The organism is Shewanella sp. 10N.286.48.B5, from assembly GCF_002874355.2.
GTDB lineage: Bacteria > Pseudomonadota > Gammaproteobacteria > Enterobacterales > Shewanellaceae > Shewanella.
The window spans coordinates 1,380,093-1,401,526 of sequence record NZ_MCVG02000001.1; the positions used below are offsets into that span (position 1 = coordinate 1,380,093).

Genomic DNA, 21,434 nt, shown 5'->3' on the forward strand with positions numbered 1-21,434 from the left:
GGGCAGTCATTTTAATGAAAAAGACGGTAACTACGTCATGACATAACACATAAGAACAGCCCATAGCATTTTATATCTAGAAGGTGAGCATGTTAACTATTGATATTAATGATCAACAACATCAGGTAGATGTTGAGGCCGATACTCCGTTGTTATGGGTATTACGTGATGTTCTACATATGACTGGTACTAAGTTTGGTTGTGGTAAGGGGCTTTGTGGGGCTTGTACTGTACATTTAAATGGAAAACCAGTGCGTTCCTGTTCGCTTCCTATTTCTGCCACTACGACAGCGAAAATTACCACGATTGAAGGCGTAGAGAATAACTTATCAAATGCGATAGCTGTAAAGCAAGCTTGGATAACTGAAAATGTGCCTCAATGTGGTTATTGCCAATCAGAACAGATAATGTCGGCAATTGCCTTAATTGGCAACAATAAAAGTCCTAATGATGAGGAGAATAAATTGCAATGTCTGGCAACCTTTGTCGCTGCGGCACATATAAACGTATTAAGTCTGCTATCAATACAGCTTCGAACGATGTAGGAGAAAAGTAATGGATGTTATAGATAAACCCATCATTGAAAATGTCAGTCGCCGTTCATTTTTAAAAGGCTTAGGCCTGGCTTCTGGTGGTTTTGTTTTAGCCACTACTTTAACCTTTGGTCATATCGCTATGGCTGACACCGCTAAACATAATGCGTTGAATGTATTTATCACTATTCATGCTAATAATCACATTGATATTATTTGTCATCGTTCTGAAATGGGACAAGGAGTCCGTACCAGTATTCCACAAATTATAGCCGATGAATTAGAGGCTGATTGGTCATTGGTGAATGTTGTTCAAGGCATGGGGAATAATGCTTATGGTAGCCAAAATACCGATGGTTCTTCATCTATTCGTAAAGCTTTTTTACAACTAAGACAAATAGGGGCTTCTGCTCGATACATGTTAAGGCAAGCTGCAGCCAATTTTTGGCCGGTCTCGATTGATGAGTGTTTGGCACTTAATCATCAGGTCAGTCATCAAATAACCGGTAAAAGCTTATCCTATGGGCAGCTAGCAGAGCTCGCTTAAATGATGACTCCCCCATCCCTTGATACTCTGCGTTTAAAAGATAAATCAGAATTTAATTACATTGGCAAAAAGCTAGCCAGTATAGACTTACCAGATATCATTAATGGCACTACTACGTTCGGCCAAGATATTCAAATACCCAATATGCTTATTGCTAGTATTTCGCGTTGCCCTGTTATTGGCGGTAAAGTGAAATCCTTTGATGCAAGTTTAACGAGAAAAATTACAGGGGTTAAACAGGTTGTTGAAATAGGCTTAACGCCAGGGGCTGTGAACTTTCACCCATTAGCAGGTGTTGCTGTGCTAGCCACCAATACTTTCATTGCGATAAAAGGTTGAGAACAACTGGAAATTAGTTGGGATTATGGTAAGAACCTAGCGCATCAATCTGCTGAATATTTAGCTAAGCGCCAATCGTTAGTGCAACAACCGGGTAAAATTTGTCGAGATGAAGGTGACATTGGCAATGCGTTTAAACAACATGTAAAACAAGTCAACGCTGTTTATACCGTCCCTTATTTAGCTCATGCGCCAATGGAGCCGCCAGCAGCAACTGCGATGTTCCATGGTGATGGTCGTTGTAAAATATGGGACTGTACTCAGTCGCCGCAACGTGCGCGTGACAAGGTAGCTAAGGCATTAGGGCTCGATAAAGACCAAGTATTGGTCAATGTGACTTTACTCGGTGGCGCATTTGGCCGTAAAGCAAAGGCTGATTACCTTGTTGAAGCAGCTATATTAGCGAAAGCTGCTGGGCAGCCAGTGAAGGTGGTTTGGAGTCGAGAAGATGACATTCAAAATGATTATTATCATGCTATCAGCGCTCAATATTATCAGGGAGCGTTGGACGATAACAGATAAGGATAGGCCGCGCGTAGCCGCGGCCTTATCCCAAGTGTTGAACAAGCCCGAGTGATACCTTTATAGTGTAAATATCGGCGTAAGATCTTACGCTTTTTCGATGTGTGCAGAGCAGTTACATTTTTTACTAGCCGCATAGATCCCTTAGCATCGTCAGCTAATTTCTTTACCTAAAATATCAATGCCTTAGCACCTCCTGATACTTTTCTTGTTCCGCATCTTAAGTGTTAATTTTTAATCCTTCCGCTTAAACAGTGGCGTTAGGTGTGGTTGGTTTTTGCCTAAGAAAGCTTGTCAGTCGTGCATGCTTATTCCTATGCACCCCCATAAATATCATCGGTTGTCGGCAACAAGGGCAAGGTCGTATGGCTTGAGTTTTAGTGGTGTTTTCGAGCGGCGCAAACACGGTGCCAGCAACGGCTAGCATCAAGCGTATTCGTTGCCGCAGCCTGGCTGAACCTCCTCTGAGTAATCCAAAATCTCTGACTCGCCGTAAGCCTTTCGGCAGTACATGTTGCAGTACCAACCATAGAAATTCGACAGTAGGTAATGTACGTATTTCAGTGGTGTTGGTTTGGCTATTTTGCCCATGATTTTCAAGATAGGCAAAACTAATTTGTCCGTCGATGTTACTGACGATATTTTTATCGGGTAACACGCCGCGATAAAGGTATCGCGACAGGTACTTTAACGCTGGCAGTCCTTTACCCACATGTTGGCAGTCTACCACCCACTTTTGGGGTATTGAGCTAGGGAGTTTTAGACTCAGTTTTGCCAGTTGCGCCAGCAGTCTTGCTCGCCACACTTTGGCCGGGTTAAAGGCGTTGAACAGGTATTTACCCTTGTTCTTTTTCCACTGTTTTTTGTGCTTATTAAAGCTGCCTGCCGGAATGATGAAGTGGATATGAGGATGGTAGTCACGCCTTCGGTTATGGGTATGCAGCACGCCCGTAAATCCAATATCACCACCGAGTTGCTTTGAGTTTTTAGCAAAGTCTTTTAGCACGCTGGCGGCCACCGAGAACATGGCTTGATACATTAACTCGGATTGATGTTTAGCCGTTACTCGCAACTCATAAGGCAAGGTAAACGTCACCATGTAATACTCCACGGGCAGGAGTTTAGCTTGCTGTTTGTTGAGCCACTCTGTCGTGGCGTTGTGCTGGCATTGAGGGCAACTGCGATGACCACATGACAGCGGGAAATCAGCAGTATGAGTGCAGCTGCGGCATGCCCACTGGCTGGTTCGCTCAGTATTGCTGCGACAATTAAGCATGGCGAAAATAGCTTGGCGCATGGATGATGTTATTTGACCATCATAAGCCTGATTAAAGGCATCGAGGTGGTCGCGTAAAAGTTCAATGAACTTCATAGGTTACACTCCCACTTGAGCACCAAATTATCAGTCAGTTGGTTAACGGACAGGGCAGTGTTTTTTCGCGTGATGGTGGTAAGGCGGGTATATCGGGCGGTGGTATTAAGGCTGTTGTGGCCGAGCAGGCTTTGCACTGAGCGCAAATCTAACCCTTGTCCTAACAAATGAGTGGCGTAGCTGTGGCGCAGGTTATGTGGGCTGATGGACTTATGAATATTGCACTCACGGATAACCCGTTTTAGCGCCTTCTGAATGCCGCCTTTATCTATCAATGAATCAGGTTTGCTATCTTTACCAGGAAAAATCAGCCGTGGGTGGCGATGAGTTTGCCAGTAATATCGCAGCGCTAACAAGGTACGTTGTGGCAAGGGAACTAGTCTGTCTTTACCGCCTTTAGCGTTACGAATGTGCACCTGCATCATCTGTGAATCGATATCACCAACCTGCAGTGAAATAGCTTCACCGAGGCGCAACCCCATACTGTATAAGGTGAGAAAGCACACTTGATATCGAAGCTTATGAGTAAGGCTAATAACAATAGAAACTTCTGCGGGCGTGAGTATATCAGGCAGTCTATGGACTTGCTGGAATTAATATGGCCACCCAATCTATTTGGCTAAATATTCAACATTGAACTAGGCTTTAACTACCCCTTTAAAACAGTATTTGAAGATGGCCAGACCAAGACAAACCCTTGTGAGTTTAGAAGATACGCCTTACTACCACTGTTGTTCGCGTGTGGTACGTAAGGCCTTTTTGTGTGGTTTTGATGCAAGCTCGGGTGATAACTATGAGCATCGCCGTGAGTGGGTTGATTCGCGGATTCTTAAATTGGCGACCATTTTTGCTATTGATATTTGTGCTTATGCAGTGATGAGCAATCATTTACATGTGGTGCTTAAAGTCGATGCTGATAAAGCGAAGCTTTGGACAGATAAAGAGGTACTGATTCAGTGGCATAAAGGCTTTAAAGGCACATTGCTGACGAATAAGTTTGTAAAAGGTGAAGCACTCAATGAATTTGAGTTACAGGCAGTGAATGACTGTATCATTCAATATCGCCAACGCTTGACTGATATCAGTTGGTTTATGCGTTCACTGTGTGAACCTATTGCCCGAATGGTCAATAAAGAAGATAACTGCACTGGTCGATTTTGGGAAGGGCGCTTTAAATCTCAAGCATTACTTGATGACGCAGCAGTTCTCGCTTGTATGGGCTATGTTGATTTGAATCCAATTCGCGCGCAAATGGCTGCAACCCCTGATAGCTCCGATTACACCAGCATTCAGCGCCGAATCAACTCAGCTATGCAAGGTGAACAACCCTCGGCGTTACTGCCTTTTGTGGGCAATGAACGTTTGGATATGCCTAATGGACTAATGTTTAACGTTAAAGATTACATCGTGCTGGTTGAAGATACAGGGCGGATTATTCGTGATGACAAACGCGGCGCCATAAGCGCGAGTAGTCAAGACATTCTCAATAGATTGAATATTCCTGCTGAAAACTGGTTAAAAATCACCACTGAGTTTGGCGCTTTATTCAAAGGCGCAGTAGGGGCTTTGCCTGCCTTAACAGAATATTGTGAGCATCTAGAGCGGAAACGGCGACAAGGTGCTTCAAACTGTCAACGTTGGTTGAGTGCTTAAACATTAAATATTCACATTCCTTTTCAGTCATCTACCTGATTAGTCATCAAGTTTTTGCGTGCCTGCATTTTGACAAATAGCGAGCAACAACGAGTAGTAACAGTAATTCACGCCATTTACGAGTTCATTCATTGGAATTAAAATAGCAAATAGCCATAAAAGGTTATCGCAATCCAACTAAAAGTCGTTAAGTTACTCTTTAATAATGGGTGGCAATATAAGTTCGCGGCATCATCTTACTGACTCCATTGGCCGATTCTCCTCAAGTGTTGGATTTCTTAGATAAATCAGAAACGCCCTATGTTCGAGTTGCACCGGATAAAGAGTTAGAACGCGCACCTTATATCGGCATTAATGAATACTGTGCGACATTTGAAATGACCACATCGCTCATTGAGTTGGGCCATAAACGAATTGGTTTTGTACGTGGTGATTCTCAGCAAAAGAGCAGTCAGCTGCGTTTTAAAGGCTATATGGACGCACTTAGATCCGCTCAAATTGACTTGGACTCGGCAATCATCCTTGATGGTGACTATACCTATGATTCGGGTTTGGCCGCTGCAGAGATCATGTTAGCTCTTAAAGATAAACCGACAGCTATTGTGGCTTCAAATGATGATATGGCTGCAGGTGTTATTGCCGTTGCTCAGCGAAGAGGCATCGACGTGCCCGAGCAGCTATCTGTTACCGGGTTTGATGACTCACTCATTGCGCGATTGGTTTACCCTAAACTTACCACTGTAAGACAGCCTCTTGCGGCAATTACCGAAAAAGCGATTACTATTTTGATTGAGCCACCCTTGGCGTATTCGAAACTCAAGAAGACTCATTCTCGTTATATTTTGGACTACGCTTTAATCGATAGAGACAGTGTGAAAGCCCCGAATGAAGACAACAAGAATTGGGCTGCTGGTTAGTCGTATTTAGATGAGTTGTATTGGTCACTCACAAATGGTTTATTTATTTGTGAGTGCCGAAGCGGATAACAAGCGTTTATTGTCTGGGCAGTTATCTTTGTGATTTTTTTCAGCTGTCAGTTTCAAGGCGTAGTTTTGTGACTGATCGAAAGTTGACACACATAACGGTGTGGCAATCGCGATAGAAAAAACCGAAGTGATACACAATAGTCCTCCCATCATACAAGTCACCCGATGCCATGACTTAAGACGGCAGCTAACCATTAGCCTTTGAATTCGTTGTACATTCAATTTTCTACTGTGTTTTATATTTAATAACGTTAGCCGGTGATCATTTTGAGTTTTCGCATGGTTAATTAAAATACCTGCTAAACCAATGACATAACTTCGGTCGGGTAATTCAAGATCACACTGTTCATCGCAGCTTAGTTCTAATTCAAGCTTACATTGTCGGATACAATATTGAACAATGGGATTCCACCAAAATATACGCTGCACGGCGGCAAGCCACCACATCCATAGATGGTCATTTTGTTGTATGTGTTGAAGTTCATGCAATAACACTAACTTCAGCTTATCAGGGCAGGTTATCGCACTATCTATCCAAATTTTTGGTTTAAAAAAGCCGGTAATAGCACCTGGAGAAGAAAAGTCACCTACACGAATTTCAACATTTTTAGGGTTGTTGTAAACAACATTTACGTCACTATCAATGGTCTTAGAATTAACAATTCGTGATTGGTGAAAACGGCGAGACTGGACAACATCTAATAAGAACCACAACGCGCCAACAATTGTAATCAAAGCGGTAGCAACAAGAGCGTCACTAAAAGTAAGAGACGTCAGCTTTTGTATGTAATATTCAAACGTGATTAACACATAATCTAAACTATACACTTCTATCGTTAATAGCCTGCTGTTTTCAATGTCGACATTCGTTAATGCGCTTTTAAACAGGCTATACAAAGCAGACCAAGGCACAAACCAACTCGTAAGCGAAATCATATATAAATAGAATTTCAGCCTAGCTGGTGCATTTACTAATATGGCAACGGTAAAAAAACAGCTCAAAAATATTACGATATTAGTAATTAAATAACTGGCCATATTAATCTCTTTTCTTTTTCTCAGACTCTATTTGAGAAAGTAATTGTTTAATATGTTCAATATCATCTGTTTCCAATTCTTCATCTACTAACAATTGGGTGATGAGATTCTTGGGGTTTCCTTTAAACAAATACCTAATGAGATCTGGTACTAGTTTTTGCGATACAGTGCTTTTTTCAATAGCAGGTTGGTACAGTATTGTTCTACCAACCTGTTTAAAGCGCAGCAGCGCGCCCTTAGCTTCTAACCGGTCAATAATGGTTTTAACTGTGCCATATGCGGCTGTGCGGTTTACTTGAACTAATTCATGGATCTCTGGTGCAGATCTCGGATCCGCATCCCAGAAATGTTGCATTACTTCTAATTCAAAATCGCTAAGTTTCATTACGCTTATCTAATTATACTTTTGCTAACATTTAACAATAAGAGTGGTTCTATGTCAACAAATGTAGAGATTGAGTTTACCTATTGAGGAGCGCTATATCTGATAATGATGTTATCAGTGTCTATACGAAAATAGCCCAACCTATAAATCATAGATTGAGCCATTACATCGTTCTTTATAATTAAGCTAAAGAGTCATCATTTAACGTTCTGCATCTTTTATGCGAGTTACTTTTTGGTCCAGTAATCTACGACTAATGCATCGGCTAAGAGTGGTCCTACTTTTCCGACCAAATCCATATGCGCTTTATGGAAAAGGTAGATTTCTCGACCATGTGCGTCATCAAACGTTAAGGTGAAGATGTAGTCTAAGCCCTTTGTATTACCTTCAGTACTGTCATTGACTCCCCATTCTAGCGTCGTAATTTCAGGTATTTCATTCTTAAGGTTTTCAAAGCTTGATAAAGCCTCATTAACTGCCTTTTGGCTCGTTCCATCTTTAAACTTAAGCGCGACGATATGTCTTAAAAGCTTACCTTTGGTATCGGCTAGTTCAGGTGCTACTTTGTAAGCAACAAGCTGCTTTAAACCAAACCTGAACGAGCCTGCAATAAGAAACGGTTGATCATCGATTTGATGTGCACGTAAACCATAATAAATATTAAACCCGGTTTCTAAATAGTTGCTTGGACTAATGATGCCATCTTTATTCAATTTAAGAAGTTGAATGCTTTTGTCATCTCTTGTACCCACTGCTAGCAACGCTTCGTCGTTTGTTACCGAAACAACTTCAATTCTCGTTTGGCCTTGCAGCTTGGTCGCAGCATCGCTTTTAAAAACCGAATGAGGCACCAAGGCACCTTGTTGATCTACCTTGAAAATACTTACCGCGTCACCGTGATAGAAAAAATCTTGGTTCTTGATAAAGTCTTTTCTCTTGTAATATTTGTGGTGCCTATGACCAACAATGACATAGTGGTTATCACCTAGCGTAACGCCCGTAACTGGGTAGGTACCTGTTAGGAATCTGTCAGTTCTGTTGTCGCCAATATTGTTAATATTTTCAAACGTACCATCTTCATTAATTAGAAAACTGCTTATACCGTTATCTTGAAAACCACCTGTGTACAAATAGGTTTTTCCATCGATTTGATGGGTGTACATACCAATGATGCCGTCTGTGAATATTTCACTATTGTCTTCAATTGATTGGACGTGACTTAGCTTGCCATCATTATGAATTTTGAAGCCACTTAAACCTGGTGTTTCTTCTAATCCACCTACGTATAAGTAGGATGCGTTGGTCATATGGACGACCTGCAAAGTAATCGCGGTGCCAAGGTACGTGTCATCGGTATCTTCAACTAAAGCAACTCGCTCAAGGGATCCATTATTTAGAATCTCAAAGGTTTCAATCGCGTTACCATGCTTGTTTGCAACAAATAGAAAGTCGGAACCATTAATGTTGTCAGCAACCATGCCTCTTGCAGGCCCTTCATTTTTATAAAGTTCATGGTTACTAATTGACGTTAGCTTGCCGTCTTTGTTTAAGCTATAAACATCGATATTTCCAAAACCACCAGCGTAGACGTAATGAGTACCGTTCTTTTCATAACTCGTTACTGTAACGGTATTTTTAGCTGTTACGCCCTTAAAGTCTGTCCTGTAAAGCGTGAGATCATCAGTCGCTTGTGCAGAACACATGTTCGATAAAAGCAAGCCTGCTACTGATAAAATGACCACACAGATTAAGGCGTAGTTCTTCATAAATTTCATAATATAAACCATGTCTATTGTTGTATTAATTAGCTATCGATTTAGCGCCAGCTGTCGCAATTTCTCGGTCTTGCTCAATGGTTCCACCACTTACCCCGATAGCACCAATGATCTTTCCATCTTTATTTTTAATGGGTAAGCCACCAGGAAAAGTGACGAGTCCGCCGTTAGAGTGTTCAATGTTGTAAATAATGCCACCTGGTTGGGTTAACTCGCCTAATTTGCCAGTATCAATATTAAAATATCTTGCCGTTTTCGCTTTCTTGATAGCGACATCGATACTCCCTAAGTAAGATTCATCCATACGGATAAACGCTTTCAAGTTAGCACCAGAATCCACCACAGCGATATTGACGAGTACATTTGATGCTTCTGCGTTCTTCTTTGCTGCGAGCACGGCACTTAAGGCTTCATCATGGCTAATGTCGTTATATTCTTCGGCATTCAATACATTCGATAACGACGCCAATGCCAGTGATATGGCAACTATTTTTACTTTCCTAACTACGTTCATAAATCCCTCTTTCAGTCTCTTAATAATAAATCGGAGCAAACAATCTTGTAAATATTTAACAATAACCAAAAGGGTATGTCAACAAATGTAGAGATACATAAACAAATGTGGTGATGAGAAATGCGAATTAGTGCTATTTGGGGCTATGTATTCGGGGGTTCGTTTTCTTCAGATTGGACTCATATTAATTCGGTTGATTACAATGCTGAAACTCAGCAGATATTAGTCAGTGTGCATAATTTCAATGAGTACTGGATTATTAATCATGACGAGTTAAATCAAGGAATCGTCTCTCGAGTCGGCAATCCTGCGGCTAATTAATATGGCCACCCAATCTATTTGGCTAAATATTCAACATTGAACTAGGCTTTAACTACCCCTTTAAAACAGTATTTGAAGATGGCCAGACCAAGACAAACCCTTGTGAGTTTAGAAGATACGCCTTACTACCACTGTTGTTCGCGTGTGGTACGTAAGGCCTTTTTGTGTGGTTTTGATGCAAGCTCGGGTGATAACTATGAGCATCGCCGTGAGTGGGTTGATTCGCGGATTCTTAAATTGGCGACCATTTTTGCTATTGATATTTGTGCTTATGCAGTGATGAGCAATCATTTACATGTGGTGCTTAAAGTCGATGCTGATAAAGCGAAGCTTTGGACAGATAAAGAGGTACTGATTCAGTGGCATAAAGGCTTTAAAGGCACATTGCTGACGAATAAGTTTGTAAAAGGTGAAGCACTCAATGAATTTGAGTTACAGGCAGTGAATGACTGTATCATTCAATATCGCCAACGCTTGACTGATATCAGTTGGTTTATGCGTTCACTGTGTGAACCTATTGCCCGAATGGTCAATAAAGAAGATAACTGCACTGGTCGATTTTGGGAAGGGCGCTTTAAATCCCAAGCATTATTAGATGAAGCTGCAGTACTTGCGTGTATGACCTATGTGGACTTAAACCCTATCCGCGCCAAGATGGCTACAACACCTGAAACATCAGATTACACCAGTATTCAACGACGCATAAATTCAGCTATGAAAGGTGAGCAACCAAAAGAGTTACTGCCATTTGTAGGAAATGAACGTTTAGACATGCCTAATGGACTGATGTTTAGTGTTAAAGATTACATCGTGCTGGTTGAAGATACAGGGCGGATTATTCGTGATGACAAACGCGGCGCCATAAGCGCGAGTAGTCAAGACATTCTCAATAGATTGAATATTCCTGCTGAAAACTGGTTAAAAATCACCACTGAGTTTGGCGCTTTATTCAAAGGCGCAGTAGGGGCTTTGCCTGCCTTAACAGAATATTGTGAGCATCTAGAGCGGAAACGGCGACAAGGTGCTTCAAACTGTCAACGTTGGTTGAGTGCTTAAACATTAAATATTCACATTCCTTTTCAGTCATCTACCTGATTAGTCATCAAGTTTTTGCGTGCCTGCATTTTGACAAATAGCGAGCAACAACGAGTAGTAACAGTAATTCACGCCATTTACGAGTTCATTCATTGGAATTAAAATAGCAAATAGCCATAAAAGGTTATCGCAATCCAACTAAAAGTCGTTAAGTTACTCTTTAATAATGGGTGGCAATATAAGTTTTTTTAAGACTGTTGTGACCGAGCAGGCTTTGCACTGAGCGCAAATCTAACCCTTGCTCTAACAAATGAGTGGCGTAGCTGTGGCGTAAATTATGTGGGCTAATGGATTTGTGAATATTACACTCACGAATAACCCGCTTGAGTGCTTTTTGAATGCCGCCTTTATCTATCAAGGAATCAGGCTGGCTATCTTTACCAGGAAATATCAGCCGTGGGTGGCGATGAGTTTGCCAGTAATATCGCAGCGCTAACAAGGTACGTTGTGGCAAGGGAACCAGTCTGTCCTTACCACCTTTAGCGTTACGAATGTGCACCTGCATCATCTGTGAATCGATATCGCCAACCTGTAGTGAAATGGCTTCACCGAGGCGCAACCCCATACTGTATAAGGCGAGAAAACACACTTGATATCGCAGCTTATGGGTAAGGCTAATGACGATTGAAACTTCTGCGGGCGTAAGAATGTCGGGCAGTCTATGGACTTGCGGCGGCTTAACGATATTAAGCCACTCCCAGTGTTGGTTGAGGACATGTCGATAGAAAAACTGCAGCCCATTACGGTCGAGTTTCACGGTGCTCCATGAGTGTGACGCTATCAAACTGGCAAAGTAGCGCTTCAAATCATCAGTTGAAAGGTTATCAGGACAAGCGTCGAAATAAGCACTAATACGCCTAACGGCGCGGCTGTAGGCGTCGATGGTCGCAGGCCGCTTGCCTTGCAGTGTTAAGTTGGTAAGATGTTGTTCATAAAGAAAATCAAAGCGTTGTTGCTCGAGAGTGTTCATAGTGATACTCCTAGATAACTGCCAAGGTAGGCAGGGTCTAGTAAGTATTTAAGATGGGAGAATAAAGGTGAGCTTTTATCTTTTCTGCCGCAGAGCGGCTTCGTTCAACAACCAGGTGCAAGCGTGGTTATCAAGAACAAGTTTTCCGCCTATAGCATCGACATTAAAGAAAAAAGCACAATCTCAAGGTAAATTTGAATTAGCAGGTGGCTTTGCTGACATACCGTTTGATGTTCGAAATATTCGTTGTGAACATATTGATGCGCCAGCATTTGTACGTATTGGTTGGCTACGTTCAGTGGCGAATATTCACCATGGTTTTGCACAAAGTAGTTTTGTTGATGAGTTAGCAGTCGCTGCGGGGGTAGATGCAAAAGACTTTTGGTTCAAGCTATTAGGCGACAATAAAAATGTTGCGTTAAACCGTAGTGGTTTCAAAAATGGTAATTATGGTGCCAGTGCAAAAGATCACCCAATTAATACCGACCGTTATAAAGAGGTCATTGAGTTAGCTTGTCAACGCGCGGGATGGGGTAAGGAAGTACCAAAAGGTGAAGGATTAGGGCTTGCAGTGCATAGGTCTTTTTTATCTTATGTTGCTGTTATTAGTCATGTGAAAGTGCACAATAATCATCTACAAGTAAAAAAAATGTATTGCGTAGCCGATGCGGGTCAGATTGTTAACCTTGACCGAGTAGAAGCACAAATGGAAGGTGCGATGATTTTTGGTATGAGCATTGCGTTAATGAATAACATCAGCATTAAAGATGGCCAAGTGCAACAATCAAATTTTCATGATTATCCTATGACACGAATGGCACAGGCGCCAGAAATTGAGGTCACTATAATAGAGAGTGATGGTTTACCTGGTGGTGTTGGAGAGCCTGGCGTTCCACCTGTCATGGCTAGCATTACCAATGCCGTTTACGCTGCAACAGGTAGGCGGATCAGAGACTTGCCATTAAATAAGCAGTTTAGCGTTTAATAGGGTAAAACTAGTTAGTGATGTACAAATCAGCCATCTATTTAACAATAAGTGGCTGATTTGTTGTTCTACTGGATGAATATGAATATGAATATGTATTTGATTAATCTCTTGCCGTTTTTGAAACCGCTCTGTCTATTTGCTGTTGATATTTTTTAACTAGATCGGGATAGGTATCAGCAAGGTTATTTTTCTCCTGTGGGTCATCTTTTAAGAAGTAAAGCTGAGGCTCTGAAGTAAAACCACCTTCAATATTTTTATTTTCTTTAATCCAACTATGGACATTTTTACTTGGCTTAATATATTTCCACTGCTTGTCTCTAAGTGACAAGGAGTAAGACTCTTCTATTAATGCCGTTCTGCCTTGTTCATTTGCATTAAACCAGGCATCTAGATGGTTTTCACTGTCTATGGCTTCATTGTCTGCTAATGGAGTATTTAATAGTGCAGCAAGCGAAGCATAAATATCTATTTGACTCATTAAACTGTCACTGCGACCAGTACTCACTTTATTGGGGTAATGAAGGATGGTAGGGACTCTTGTGCCGCCTTCGAATGCGCTGTACTTTCCGCCTCGGTATTGGCCTGCGGGCAGATGGTTACCTAATTTTTCAATGGCAAAGTCATCGTAACCATCAGTGAGTACGGGGCCGTTGTCGCTGGTGAAAATAATGATGGTATCATTGATGACACCAGATTTTTCTAGCTGAGCCACTACTTGACCAGTGATCCAATCCATTTGCACAATGGCATCACCTCGAACGCCCATTGTACTTTTACCCTTAAACATTTTGTTAGGTAAGCGTGGTACATGGATATCGTGAAAAGAGAAAAATAGGAAAAATGGCTTATCTTTATTGGTGGCTATAAAGTTGTTGGCTTTATTGGTAAACACCTTATAAAAATCTTCATCGCGCCATTCTGCACTCTTGCCACCAGCCATGTGGCCAATTCGGCTTATGCCATTAATGATGGTGTCATTATGTTGCTTATCTGCTGGTTGTCTACGTAACGAGGGATTGGCATAGCCAGTGGGTCGTTGTCCTATTTTTTCTTGGTAGCTAACGGAAAGTGGATCTTGGCTATCGAGATTAACAACATGATGATTCTCTAGGTATACAGCAGGAACACGATCACCAGTAGCGGGTAATAAATAGCTATAATCAAAGCCAATTTCTAACGGCCCTGGTTTGATTGCTTTATTCCAATCTAATGGCTGTTTACCATCACCTAAGCCTAAATGCCATTTACCTATTACAGCCGTTTCATAACCAGATTTTTTAAATAGCTTTGGTAATGTTGGCTGTTCAGGAGCAACCAGTAAAGCTGCATCGCCTTTCAACACTTTAATCTTTTTACGAAAGGCATGCTCGCCTGTTAATAATGAATACCTAGAGGGTGTGCATGTAGCTGAAGAGCTGTGAGCATCGGTAAAATTAATTCCGCCTTGTGCTAAAGCATCGATATTGGGAGTGTTGACTCCCGTAGCCCCGTTTACACCTATGTCGCCGTATCCTAAATCATCGACATAAAAAATGACTACGTTGGGTTTGGGCTTATCCGTTATTTCTTTATCTGATTTGGTGCATGCACTGAATGTCAATATCAGCGTTGTGGCAGAAATAAGTGGAATCAACTTTTTAAACTTATCTGTCTTCATTTTATTTTCTCTTTGGCAAAATGTTTCCGTGACCTAAAAAGAACCTCAAGCATCAAAACCAGCAGTTCTTCAATAGCGTGTTCGTTCCTTCTGTACTTGATATGTTCTAGTGATAAAAATACTTTGATTATGATTATCTCTCTCTTTGGCTGTATTTTTATATCTAGTTGCTGTATTTTTACATATTAAAATATATTTTCATATGCACATTGATGTTTTTTGCTTATCAATGTATTTATTCAATTAAGGGAACTGTTATGGATGGCCGTTTACGCTATTGCTTAGCGTTAGATTTAAAACAAAATCAAGATTTGATTGAGCAATATATAGCGCACCATAAGCCTGAAAATGCTTGGCCGCAAATCACTCAGAATATGCGTGAACTGGGGATTTTAGACATGGAAATTTACCGAGTAGATAATCGATTATTCATGATTATGGAAACTAAAATAGGTTTTGACCCCAATAAACCACCGTTAACAGCGTTAGGTAAACAGAAAAGTGATGAGTGGGAAGCGCTGATGTGGAAATACCAACAACCACTGAAGAGTGCTGCGCCGGGTGAGAAGTGGGTAAAAATGGATAAAATTTATGATTTAAAAAGTGCGCTAATCTGATTAAATCCAGTTAAAGCACAGAGCGAACTGAATAATTTATAAAGGCTATAACGAACAGGATTAATAAAAGGGAGTAAAAAATTGAATATAGTTAAGCAATTGGGGCTGCTTATGTTGTGCTTGTTAAACACAACAATTGTCATGGCGAGTGAGCACAGCCGATCCGTAGATTTTAACTTTAATTGGAGGTTTACCCTTGTTGAAAATACCGGTTTACCTAAGACAGTACCTTTGGAAGATACTGACTGGCGTGATGTAAGGCTACCCCATGATTGGAGTGTGGAAGCATCGTTTGATGAGTCTCTAGAGGGGGCTACAGGTTATTTACCCGGTGGTGTTGGGATTTATCAAAAGCATTTTAAAACACCTGCTGATCCAAAGCGTTCCAATAGCTATATTTTATTTGACGGCGTTTATAACAACGCGACATTTTGGCTTAATGGTCAGCGTTTAGGACAAAACCCTTATGGGTATTCACCCGTTCATTTCAACTTAACTGATCATCTTAAAACAGATGGTAGCAACAACGTCATTACTGTGCATGTTGATCATTCACGTTATGGTGACAGTCGTTGGTATACCGGCAGTGGTATTTATCGCAATGTGAAACTTATTACCGTTGATAAGTTACACATTCCTATTTGGGGAACATTCATCACCAGCCCCGAGGTGAGTGCACAGCAAGCGACAATTAATATTGAAGTGAATGTTGAAAACGATAACGAAGATAAAAAATCGTTTATGCTTCGTACTCACATTGTTGATAATGTAGGTAATGTCGTTGCGACTACTGTTGATAAGAGTCGTATTTCATCTCATAAAAGCAAGTTAATAGAACAAGAACTAACAGTGAGTAATCCCAAACTCTGGGATATCGACACGCCGAATATGTATCAGGCCATTACTACCATTTTGTTAGGCGAAGAGGTCATTGATAGCTATACCACCCCTTTTGGTATTCGTGAGCTGAAATTTGAACTCAATAAAGGCTTTTATTTAAACGGAAAAGCGACCTTGGTTAAAGGTGTGTCCATACACCATGATGCCGGTTTAGTTGGAGCTGCCGTACCAAAAGATGTTTGGCGACGACGTTTTCAAGCATTAAAAGAGGCTGGGGTAAATGCAGTTCGCACAGCGCATAATCCATTTTCACAGGAATTTTTAGACTTATGTGATGAAATGGGCTTGTTAGTTCAGAATGAGTTTTTTGATGAGTTTGATTATGCTAAAGACAAACGTTTAAACATGAACGAACGTCATGATGATTACATCACTCGTGGCTACGTTGAACATTTTCAAGATTCGGCAAAAAGTGATTTAACACGCACCATGTTGCGAGATAGAAATCATCCAAGTGTTTTTCAATGGAGTATAGGAAATGAAATTGAATGGGCCTATGTCAATTATCGTCACGTAACCGGCTTTTGGAAAGGCACAGAAGATCCAACTAAAATCGAACCTCGATTTTGGAAAGGGACACCGAAATATACTCCAGAGGAGTTGAAACAACGTTATGAAGATTCTGATGAAGGACAATATCGATTAGCTGAAACAGCGAAAAAATTGAATGCATGGGTTAAAGAGTTAGACACTACACGTCCGACGACAGCAAACTTTATCATGCCACAAATTAGCCATATTAGTGGTTATGCTGATGCAGTTGATATTGTTGGCTACAGCTACCGAAATAACATCATTCCTTGGGGACAAACCCATTTCCCAGACAAGCTAATTACTATCAATGAAAACCCTGGTACATGGGATGACTGGAAAAATGTACTAGAACAACCTGGTGTATTTAGTCAATTTATGTGGACCGGCATCGATTACATGGGTGAACGCCACCAAAAGTGGCCACATAAAAGCGGTTGGGGTGACATTTTAGACTTAGCTGGTTTTAAGTTACAAGGCTGGAATTATTTCAAAAGCATCTGGGTAAATGAGCCATTTATCTCTTTAGGTACACTGCCGCTGAAAGATTCTGGTTTTGATGTTGATAAACTATCAGGTTTGGCGACGCCAAGTGGTAACCGAAGCTATCGCTGGCGCGATTCTAATATGCATTGGAATTATCAAATAGACGCACCTATTTTAGTCGAAGTCGCCTCTAATCATTCGATTGTTGAGTTATTTTTAAATGGCGAATCATTGGGTTCTCGCAGTATGTCTGAAGCACCTGATAGGATTTTCCGTTGGGTTGTGCCATATCAGTCAGGCACCTTAACGGCTAAAACCGGATTTGAAGGTCAAGAAATTGAAGCCACAATGGAAACCACTGGTGAGGTTGTTGGTTTCAGCTTAACACCCGATCGCGTTGAATTAACTGCCAACGGTTACGATGTTAGTCATCTTGTAGTGCAATTACATGATAAACAAGGTAGAGCGGTTGTAACTGAAAATGCTCAAGTCACCTTTGAGTTGCAAGGTGATGCTAGATGGTTAGGGGTTGATAATGGTGCACCTGATAATGTTCAAGATTTTCAAAGCCAGTCTATTGTAACCGCTAAAGGACGTACTTTAGCGATGGTTCAAGCTAATATAAAGGCTAATCAGGTTATGATTACAGCTCGTATTAAAGGGCTAAAAGATCAATCAGTGATAATTAACATTACCGATTAATGTTTGCGGATCTGCGTTAAAGGTTTTCTAAATATATTGTTTAGTGAATATTGACTCGGGGCTATAAGTCTAATGGCTTATAGGCCCCTAATATTACCGATACACTGCAATACGGCTTATTTAAATTCAATGCAAAAGCAGTTATTAATGACATCAGTATATTAGTTGATAATATGAGTGAGATTTATAAACTGCAGCATTATTTATTGATTAGTGCATGAATAATAAAGTTAAGTTATTTAACACAAATAAATCGATATTTATTCAATTTTATTAAGCGTTATTAAGTGTTATTTAGCTTCCTCTTTTATGCCTGTTTAAGAAGGGGAATTAGCGTGGTACATTTTTATCTAATAAATAAAGTATCTGTTATATCAGTTTTTTATCAATGGAAATATCATGAATAAAACCACCTCAATTGTTACGCTAATGATGTGCGTGTCTTGTGCTAGTTCAAATGCGACAGCAAGTGCTATTACTGAGACAAATAAAAGTAAACTTAACGCGCTCATTCTTGATGGCCAAAATAATCATACTGTTTGGCCGAAATCTACTGTCATGATGAAACAGTATTTAGAAGACAGTGACCTGTTTACTGTGGATGTTTATCGAACTAAACCCACATGGAAAGGAGAATCAGAGTCGCAATACTACGACCTTCATAGTGATAATAGTCAATTTCATGTAAGCACCCCCGAAAAAGATTTGAGTTTTAATCCTAATTTTAGTAATTACGATGTCGTTATATCAAATTTAGGCTTCAAAGCCGCCTCCTGGAGCAAAGGCACCCAAGATGCATTTGAAACGTATATGGAAAACGGGGGAGGATTTGTCTCGGTTCATGCGGCCGATAACACCTTTCCGCAGTGGTTAGCCTTTAATAAAATGATTGGCCTAGGGGGCTGGGGCGGACGAGATGAATCAAATGGGCCTTATCTTTATTATGATGAAAAGGGAAAATTAATCCGTGAAACTCAAAAAGGCAGTGGTGGCACCCATGGTAAACAACATGAATTACAGATTACCACCCGAGCAGAGCACCCAATTGTAGAGGGTTTACCCGCTGTATGGATGCACACCAAAGACGAGTGTTATGGACGATTGCGAGGGCCTGCAGAAAACATAACCATATTAGCAACCGCTCACTGCACTAAAGACCAAAAAGGAACAGGAAAGCATGAACCTATGCTAATGACGGTTCATTATGGGCAAGGGCGTATTTTCCACACCACACTGGGTCATGGGAGTGCCGCCTTTGAAAGTGTTGGTTTTATAACCACTTTCTTGCGTGGTGTAGAGTGGTCAGCTACAGGTAAAGTAACTCAAACTATCCCCGATGATTTTCCATCGAAAAACCAATCGCAAAAGCGTGTATTCACCCTGAATCAAGACTGAATTCAAAGATGATAAACATCCCTCATTAGTGTAATCAATTTATCTAGGCATGGGGGAGTCACCACTGAGTTTGGTTATTATGTAATGAGTGGTCTTCTAACAGGTTTTAATCAAAATATTTAATCAATAAAAGTATGATATAAAAATAGGTAAGCAAATGAAAAAAATGAAGTTAAATGCCTTATTCGTCGCCATAGGATTTTCGGCTACAGGTTATGCATGGGCTGAGAGTAACGTAACAAAGGTTGAAACCATCAGTGTTTATGGACAATTTAATCCCATCGACAAAAACAGTATGCCTAGTTCAGTGTCTCTTATGAATAAAGCGGATATTGCTTCTATTGTGGGTAACTCCGCGTTAGACGTCTTAGCCCAAGTTCCAGGTATCACCATTAAAAAATCAGGTAATATCCAAGAGATATTCTTGCGGGGCGCCGAGTCAAACTTTGTCATTATTCAGATAGATGGCGTTCAAGTGAACAATCCTTTAGATGCTCGTGGTGGTAGCTTTGATTTATCAACCCTAGGTAAAGACACTATTGCACGTGTAGAAGTGATCAAAGGGGCGCAATCATCAATTTATGGTTCTGATGCCCTTGCTGGCGTCATCAACTTTATTACTTTTGATGAGCAACAAGAGGGTGGCAAGGTGTCTGTTGGTTACCTCAATGATGGGCAAAAATCGGCGACATTTAAAACGGGTTTTGGCGGCTGGAATCTCGCGTTAAACGGTATTGATACCGATGAGCAAGCCGCGGGTGACAGTCAAAGACTGGCAGAGGCTGCCTTACAAGGGAAATTAACATTAACTGATAGCAGTGCTACTCAGCTCAACATACGATTTTCCGACTATCAAAATAGTGCATTTCCAGATCAAAGTGGGGGAGCTGAATTTGCAGAAGATACCACCAAAGAGCGTAAAGAAGGCCAAACCTTGAGTGCGAGTCTTCGCCATCAAATTAACATCAATGAAGACTATCAAATGTCTTTGCAATTAGAACATCTCGCCACAGACGATAGTTTGACGTCGCCGGGTATTGCCCCCTATTTTATGGCGCCTCCAGCGTTTACTGAAAATGATTATACGGTGAGTAAATTCCGTTGGTTAAATGCGGTGTCGGTTGATAATGTGTCAGCAACTGTCGGGATGGATTATAAAGATGAAAACGGTGAAACGTCTGGTTATCTCGAAATGTTTGGGCAACAAGTACCAACCAATTATCGACTATCAAGAACTAATGTAGCCGGCTTTATCGACGCGAAAGTTGATATCGCTGAAGCGAGTCTTTTTCTGGGTGTCCGTTTAGATAAACCTGAAGACAGCGATAATGAAACGACCTGGAAGCTAGGGGTTAATTATCCTATGACTAACAACCTTAGGTTGTTTGCTAACACTGGTGAGTCGTTTAAATTGCCTAGCCTTTATGCTCTGGGTAATAACATGATAGGCAATACTGAACTGCTACCTGAAACGGCCACCAATGTTGACCTAGGTGCCGAGTGGGCAAGTGAGCAAGTCGATATTAGCTTAGCAGTATTTGATTACCACTATAAAAACCTGATTGATTTTGATAGCGAAACGTTTTCCTTAGTCAATCGCGCTTCAGTGAAAACCCAAGGTGCGGAGCTGATTTTATCATCGGATTTAACGTCAAACAGTACCTTAGGTGCGAATGCAACCTATGCCGATGTGCAAGCGGGAGAAGGTGAATTATTATCGGGCAGACCACAGTGGCAGGGCGGCGCTAGTTTACACTTACAATGGACTGATGATTTCTCAGCTTATATTTCAGCGAACTATATCGGTGAATCATCGGCCACCAGTTTACATGGCGGTGACTTCAGTACGGCAATATTATCTTCTTATTATAAAGTTGACCTCAGTGCTAACTGGCAAGTCAACGAAGGGTTTGATATTGATTTTTTCGTGACCAACGCTTTAGACAAAAAATACTATTATGCGATTGGTTTTGCAGGTCCTGAACAGGGTTTAGGCGTTAAGGTAAACTGGCTGGCGTGGTAATGGTAAGATGAATATAATCCCCTAGCTGAACGGCTTCTTGAGCAAGTACAGCTAGGGGAGGTGACAGAGTGTTATTAATGCTAAA

20 protein-coding genes and 1 pseudogene are annotated in these 21,434 nt (G+C 41.0%); 13 read left to right on the forward strand and 8 right to left on the reverse strand.

What is annotated here, in order from left to right; genetic code table 11:
* Positions 1 to 89: 89 nt before the first annotated feature.
* The 4 genes and pseudogenes from BCU57_RS05960 (at position 90) to BCU57_RS05975 (ending at position 1,941) form a co-directional block, all read left to right on the forward strand.
* Positions 90 to 556, forward strand: a pseudogene (locus BCU57_RS05960) ((2Fe-2S)-binding protein).
* A complete protein-coding gene (locus tag BCU57_RS05965) occupies positions 556 to 1,080 on the forward strand; it encodes a molybdopterin cofactor-binding domain-containing protein (RefSeq protein ID WP_102435800.1) in 525 nt (174 codons plus the stop codon). Before BCU57_RS05960 ends, BCU57_RS05965 begins: the two are co-directional and overlap by 1 nt.
* A complete protein-coding gene (locus tag BCU57_RS05970; RefSeq protein ID WP_102435798.1) occupies positions 1,081 to 1,419 on the forward strand; it encodes a hypothetical protein in 339 nt (112 codons plus the stop codon).
* A gap of 81 nt (positions 1,420 to 1,500) precedes the next feature.
* A complete protein-coding gene (locus BCU57_RS05975; protein ID WP_157936417.1) occupies positions 1,501 to 1,941 on the forward strand; it encodes a molybdopterin cofactor-binding domain-containing protein in 441 nt (146 codons plus the stop codon).
* A 247-nt stretch (positions 1,942 to 2,188) separates the two neighbouring features.
* Here the strand turns inward: BCU57_RS05975 and BCU57_RS05980 are convergent, their stop codons facing one another.
* Both BCU57_RS05980 and BCU57_RS05985 read right to left on the reverse strand, forming a co-directional pair.
* Positions 2,189 to 3,313, reverse strand: a complete 1,125-nt coding sequence (locus tag BCU57_RS05980) for an IS91 family transposase (protein ID WP_413211406.1) — start codon at positions 3,311 to 3,313, stop codon at positions 2,189 to 2,191.
* Positions 3,310 to 3,888: a tyrosine-type recombinase/integrase gene (locus tag BCU57_RS05985; RefSeq protein ID WP_413211448.1), complete on the reverse strand. Its 579-nt coding sequence runs from the start codon at positions 3,886 to 3,888 to the stop codon at positions 3,310 to 3,312. Before BCU57_RS05985 ends, BCU57_RS05980 begins: the two co-directional genes overlap by 4 nt.
* A 100-nt stretch (positions 3,889 to 3,988) precedes the next feature.
* Here BCU57_RS05985 and BCU57_RS05990 point away from each other — a divergent pair, with 100 nt between their 5' ends.
* On the forward strand, positions 3,989 to 4,966 hold the full coding sequence (locus BCU57_RS05990) for a transposase (RefSeq protein WP_413211407.1): 978 nt from the start codon (positions 3,989 to 3,991) through the stop codon (positions 4,964 to 4,966).
* A 239-nt stretch (positions 4,967 to 5,205) separates the two neighbouring features.
* A complete protein-coding gene (locus tag BCU57_RS05995) occupies positions 5,206 to 5,883 on the forward strand; it encodes a substrate-binding domain-containing protein (protein ID WP_413211449.1) in 678 nt (225 codons plus the stop codon).
* Positions 5,884 to 5,922: 39 nt separating this feature from the next.
* Here BCU57_RS05995 and BCU57_RS06000 read toward each other — a convergent pair whose 3' ends face one another.
* From BCU57_RS06000 to BCU57_RS06015, 4 genes are all read right to left on the reverse strand, one after another.
* Positions 5,923 to 6,990: a M56 family metallopeptidase gene (locus tag BCU57_RS06000; protein ID WP_102440361.1), complete on the reverse strand. Its 1,068-nt coding sequence runs from the start codon at positions 6,988 to 6,990 to the stop codon at positions 5,923 to 5,925.
* A gap of 1 nt (position 6,991) precedes the next feature.
* Positions 6,992 to 7,375, reverse strand: coding sequence for a BlaI/MecI/CopY family transcriptional regulator (locus BCU57_RS06005; RefSeq protein ID WP_102440360.1), 384 nt, complete (start codon positions 7,373 to 7,375; stop codon positions 6,992 to 6,994).
* 227 nt (positions 7,376 to 7,602) lie between these two features.
* Complete coding sequence (locus BCU57_RS06010) at positions 7,603 to 9,150, reverse strand: Dabb family protein (protein WP_102440359.1); 1,548 nt, start codon at positions 9,148 to 9,150, stop codon at positions 7,603 to 7,605.
* 25 nt (positions 9,151 to 9,175) lie between these two features.
* Positions 9,176 to 9,664 (reverse strand): GlcG/HbpS family heme-binding protein, encoded by a 489-nt coding sequence (locus BCU57_RS06015; RefSeq protein ID WP_102440358.1) that lies wholly within the window; start codon positions 9,662 to 9,664, stop codon positions 9,176 to 9,178.
* Positions 9,665 to 9,784: 120 nt separating this feature from the next.
* On the opposite strand from BCU57_RS06015, the gene BCU57_RS06020 reads away from it, so the two are divergent.
* Positions 9,785 to 9,985: an aryl-sulfate sulfotransferase gene (locus BCU57_RS06020; protein WP_102440357.1), complete on the forward strand. Its 201-nt coding sequence runs from the start codon at positions 9,785 to 9,787 to the stop codon at positions 9,983 to 9,985.
* Between the two features lie 78 nt (positions 9,986 to 10,063).
* Positions 10,064 to 11,041 (forward strand): transposase, encoded by a 978-nt coding sequence (locus BCU57_RS06025; protein ID WP_413211408.1) that lies wholly within the window; start codon positions 10,064 to 10,066, stop codon positions 11,039 to 11,041.
* A 199-nt stretch (positions 11,042 to 11,240) separates the two neighbouring features.
* Here the strand turns inward: BCU57_RS06025 and BCU57_RS06030 are convergent, their stop codons facing one another.
* Positions 11,241 to 12,050, reverse strand: coding sequence for a tyrosine-type recombinase/integrase (locus BCU57_RS06030; RefSeq protein ID WP_413211409.1), 810 nt, complete (start codon positions 12,048 to 12,050; stop codon positions 11,241 to 11,243).
* Between the two features lie 67 nt (positions 12,051 to 12,117).
* On the opposite strand from BCU57_RS06030, the gene BCU57_RS06035 reads away from it, so the two are divergent.
* Complete coding sequence (locus tag BCU57_RS06035) at positions 12,118 to 13,035, forward strand: molybdopterin cofactor-binding domain-containing protein (RefSeq protein ID WP_157936471.1); 918 nt, start codon at positions 12,118 to 12,120, stop codon at positions 13,033 to 13,035.
* A gap of 103 nt (positions 13,036 to 13,138) precedes the next feature.
* Here the strand turns inward: BCU57_RS06035 and BCU57_RS06040 are convergent, their stop codons facing one another.
* Positions 13,139 to 14,695 (reverse strand): sulfatase family protein, encoded by a 1,557-nt coding sequence (locus BCU57_RS06040; protein ID WP_102440690.1) that lies wholly within the window; start codon positions 14,693 to 14,695, stop codon positions 13,139 to 13,141.
* A 257-nt stretch (positions 14,696 to 14,952) separates the two neighbouring features.
* Here BCU57_RS06040 and BCU57_RS06045 point away from each other — a divergent pair, with 257 nt between their 5' ends.
* The 4 genes from BCU57_RS06045 to BCU57_RS06060 all read left to right on the forward strand — a co-directional run bounded on the left by BCU57_RS06045 (position 14,953) and on the right by BCU57_RS06060 (position 21,349).
* Positions 14,953 to 15,312, forward strand: coding sequence for an L-rhamnose mutarotase (locus BCU57_RS06045; protein WP_102440689.1), 360 nt, complete (start codon positions 14,953 to 14,955; stop codon positions 15,310 to 15,312).
* 81 nt (positions 15,313 to 15,393) lie between these two features.
* The gene (locus BCU57_RS06050; protein WP_413211410.1) at positions 15,394 to 17,931 is read left to right on the forward strand and encodes a glycoside hydrolase family 2 TIM barrel-domain containing protein; all 2,538 of its coding nucleotides are present in this window, start codon (positions 15,394 to 15,396) and stop codon (positions 17,929 to 17,931) included.
* Positions 17,932 to 18,330: 399 nt separating this feature from the next.
* A complete protein-coding gene (locus BCU57_RS06055) occupies positions 18,331 to 19,326 on the forward strand; it encodes a ThuA domain-containing protein (RefSeq protein ID WP_102440687.1) in 996 nt (331 codons plus the stop codon).
* 157 nt (positions 19,327 to 19,483) lie between these two features.
* A complete protein-coding gene (locus BCU57_RS06060; protein ID WP_102440686.1) occupies positions 19,484 to 21,349 on the forward strand; it encodes a TonB-dependent receptor plug domain-containing protein in 1,866 nt (621 codons plus the stop codon).
* The last annotated feature ends 85 nt before the right edge of the window (positions 21,350 to 21,434 follow it).